5 protein-coding genes are annotated in these 3,247 nt (G+C 71.8%); 2 read left to right on the top strand and 3 right to left on the bottom strand.

Translation table 11 applies throughout. From position 1 onward, the window contains the following. On the bottom strand, positions 1–416 hold a 416-nt coding region (locus WA805_RS26165), incomplete at its 3' end, for a hypothetical protein (protein ID WP_425243683.1). On the opposite strand from WA805_RS26165, the gene WA805_RS26160 reads away from it, so the two are divergent. Together WA805_RS26160 and WA805_RS26155 are read left to right on the top strand one after the other, a co-directional pair. Beyond that, positions 400–1,017: a hypothetical protein gene (locus WA805_RS26160; protein WP_425243682.1), complete on the top strand. Its 618-nt coding sequence runs from the start codon at positions 400–402 to the stop codon at positions 1,015–1,017. The two genes, WA805_RS26165 and WA805_RS26160, sit on opposite strands and share 17 nt — an antisense overlap. A gap of 301 nt (positions 1,018–1,318) precedes the next feature. Beyond that, positions 1,319–1,849 carry a hypothetical protein gene (locus WA805_RS26155; protein ID WP_422290450.1) on the top strand — a complete coding sequence of 177 codons (531 nt, stop codon included), beginning with the start codon at positions 1,319–1,321 and terminating at the stop codon, positions 1,847–1,849. On the opposite strand, the gene WA805_RS26150 is transcribed toward WA805_RS26155, so the two are convergent. Then, positions 1,846–3,030: an MFS transporter gene (locus WA805_RS26150; protein ID WP_425243681.1), complete on the bottom strand. Its 1,185-nt coding sequence runs from the start codon at positions 3,028–3,030 to the stop codon at positions 1,846–1,848. The two genes, WA805_RS26155 and WA805_RS26150, sit on opposite strands and share 4 nt — an antisense overlap. Before the next feature lie 59 nt (positions 3,031–3,089). Continuing rightward, positions 3,090–3,236, bottom strand: a complete 147-nt coding sequence (locus WA805_RS26145) for a hypothetical protein (protein ID WP_425240394.1) — start codon at positions 3,234–3,236, stop codon at positions 3,090–3,092. Positions 3,237–3,247: the final 11 nt, after the last annotated feature.

Raw genomic sequence — 3,247 nt, 5'->3', positions numbered from 1 at the left:
GGGCTCACCCTGATGCACCACGCGACGCCGGAAGCGGCGGCAACGACCCCGCCGCCAGCGACGAGCGCCGCGGCGTCCGCGGCCTCGTCGCCGAGCGCGTCGGCTACTACCCAGGCCAGTCCCAGCGCGTCGGTCGGCGTCCCGATCGGGCCTGGCGGCTGGACGTACCCCAAGCCGATCGACCAGTCGGCGTACTCAAACGACCAGGCGACGATCAGCGCCGTGTCGTGCGTGTCGGCCGTGACCTGTTTCGCCGTCGACAGCGACGGTGACGTGCTCGCCTCTACGGCGACGAACTCGTGGCAGGTCGCGGACACCGCCAACGGATCGAACCTGACCGACATCTCGTGCGCCTCGGCGACCTTCTGCGCCGCAACCGACGAGTCGGGAAACGTGGTCATGCTCAGCGGCGGCACGTGGACCTCCCCCATCGGCATCGACTCCGGCACCCAGCTCAACGGCGTGTCGTGCCCCACGTCGAGCTTCTGTGTGGCGGTGGACAACGACGGCCAGGGATTCACCTACACGGGCTCGGCGACGAACTGGGCACGGACCACGATCGACCCCAACCAGGACGAGCTGAATTCCGTATCGTGCCCGAGCACCACCTTCTGCGTGGCGGTGGACAGCAGCGGCAACGAGTACACCTACAACGGGAGCAGTTGGGCGGCCGCCCAGAACGTCAACAGCGACAACTCGCTGAGCCAGGTCTCGTGCTCTAGCGCCTCGTTCTGCGTGGCGATCGACGGCAACGCTGACGTGGCGGTGCTGACCGGCGGGAGCTGGTCCAGCGGGACCCTGTCGCAGACGGCCACGAGCGTCTCCTGCCCGTCCGACGGTTACTGCGTGGCGGTCGACCAGAACGGCGGCGCGCTCGTCTACCAGCAGGGCAACTGGTCCAGCGAAACCAAGGTCGACGGCAACAACTCGTTCAAGTCGGTCAGCTGCGCGCAGCCGAACCAGTGCGCGGCGACCGATCAGTACGACAACGTCATGTATTACACGAGCAGGGGATAAGTCAGTGAACTGTCCGCAGTGCCAGTCGCCGAACGCACGGAATTCCGCCTTCTGCACCACGTGCGGAGGCCGGCTCGCGGCGCCCGCGCCGTCAGTCGCAAGTGCCCCGCCGTGGGCCGCCGGCCAGCAGCCCGCTGGCGGGTTCCCGCCTGCCAGCGCCTTCGAGCCCGCGGGCGCTTTCCAGCCGGCAGGGGGCGTCCCGCCTCGCGGGCCTTTCCAGGCCGCGGGGGCGCCTGGGCCGCCTGGGGTACCAGGCGGTTACAACGCGCCCGGCGACTACAACGCATCCGGCGGATACGGCATGCAAGGCGGGTACGGCGCGCCGCGCCAGCCGCGGCCGGCCGGCACCGGGCCGGCGTTCCAGCTGGACCCGCGGCGCCTCACCCAGGTGGACCGGATCGTCGTCGGCGCGAGCCTGATCGCGATGATCTCGATCTGGCTGCCGTGGTACTCCGTCGCCTGGGGCTCCGACGCCTTCGAGTCGCAGGGCAGCGCGAGCTTCAGCGGCACGAGCCTGCACGGCTGGCTGTGGCTCGAGTTCGTGGTGGCGCTGCTGCTCATCGGCTACGTGGTGCTGCGCGCGGGCTTCCCGGAATCCAGGATCAGCCTGCCCATCGCGCACGCGCCGCTGCTGATCATCGGGACAGGCCTGCAGCTGCTGCTGATCCTGATCGCGTTCGCCGACATCCCCTACGGGAACCTGGGCATGGGCTGGGGCTGGGCCGCCTTCATCGGGCTGCTGGCGGCCCTCGCGGCCGCAGCCCCCGTCATGCTGCCCGCGGCTCGCTCCTACCTGGAGAGCCGCAACGCGAACGCCGGCCCGCGCAGCTAACTTCGTTCGTCGGCCGGAGCCCGGGCATCCGGGGTGGCCGGGGCGCTCGGGGTGGTTTGCCCGCCATCGCGGGTGCGCAGTATGACGGCGAGCGTGCCCAGGCAGGCGAACGCGAGCAGCAGGTAGGGGACCAGGTCCGACGTTGCCTGGGCCAGCGCTCCGCTCGCCGACGCGGCGGTCGCCTGCCCAGCCGCCCAGGTGAGGTTGGACAGCGCGAAGCCGATGCCCTGGTGCAGTCCCAAGCCCGCTGAGCCCTCGCTAACGAGCGCCGAAGCGGGGGTGAACAACGTGCCGAAGAACGGCGTGCCCGCGATCAGGACGGCGATCAGCCACGGCGCGGTGGACGTCAGCGGGACCACGATGCTGCACGCGATGCCGGCGATGAGAGCGATGGTGAGCGGCCTGGCCGGCCCGAACCGGTCGGACATCCGGCCGGCCAGCGGGGACAGCGCCGACTCGGCCAGCGCCGCACACAGGAACGTGGCCGCGATGACCGTCCCCGACGAACCGAGTCGCGAGAGCCGCAGCGGCGCCAGGACGTCGATGACGCCGAAGGCGATGCCCGCCAGGGCCATCAGCCACATGCCCATCACGACCTGGCGGTCGCGGAGCGCGGGCAGCGCCGCCCGCAGGCGCTGCGGCGCTTCCGGGCGCGGCGCAGGAACAGTGAACGAGATCGCTATCAGAAGGCCCGCGGCGACCGAGGCGGCCGAGAACGCGGGCCCCGGGCCCACGGCGTTCGCCACCGCGCCCACGACAGGCCCGAACAGCGCGCCGACCACCGCCGCCCCGAGGTCGTAACCGAGCAGCTCCCCGCGCCGCTCTCGCGGCGCGGCCGTCGCGAGCCCGGACAGCGCCGCGGTCCCGGTGCACGCGCCGGCGATGCCCTGCACGAACCGCGCCATGTCAAGCACGGGGGCGGCGGTCAGCCAGCCGAACGCCAGCGTCGACAGGCTCATCAGGCCCAGGCCGATCAGCGCCACTGAGCGGTCACCGAACCTGGCGACCAGCGCTCCGCTGGGCAGCGACCCGATCAGCGTCCCGGCCGGGTAGGCGCCGATAAGGACGCCCGCGCCCGCCTTGGACAGCCCCGCCACCGCGGCGTAGTGCGGCAGCAGCGGCGTGAGGGCGGAGAAGAAGACCGTGTCCACCCCGACGATCGCGCAGGTGAACGCTACCAACCGCCGCAGCGGCGGATCCAGCCTGGGCCGGCTCCGCTGGCGGTTCAGGAACGTTCTGCTCAGCCTGTTTCCCCTTGCAGGGCGCGCTTGGTGAGCACGCGCGCCAGGTGCTTGCGGTACTCCGTGTCGGCGTGGAAGTCGTAGCCGGGCGAGGTGCCGTCGGCGGCGTGCGCGGCCGCCTCCGCCGCGGACGCGCCGCCCCGCAGCGCTTCCTCGG

It is taken from the genome of Trebonia sp. (genome assembly GCF_049794275.1).
GTDB lineage: Bacteria > Actinomycetota > Actinomycetes > Streptosporangiales > Streptosporangiaceae > Trebonia.
Note: the sequence above shows the minus strand (reverse complement) of the source record. Positions and strands in the feature narration are given on the sequence as shown.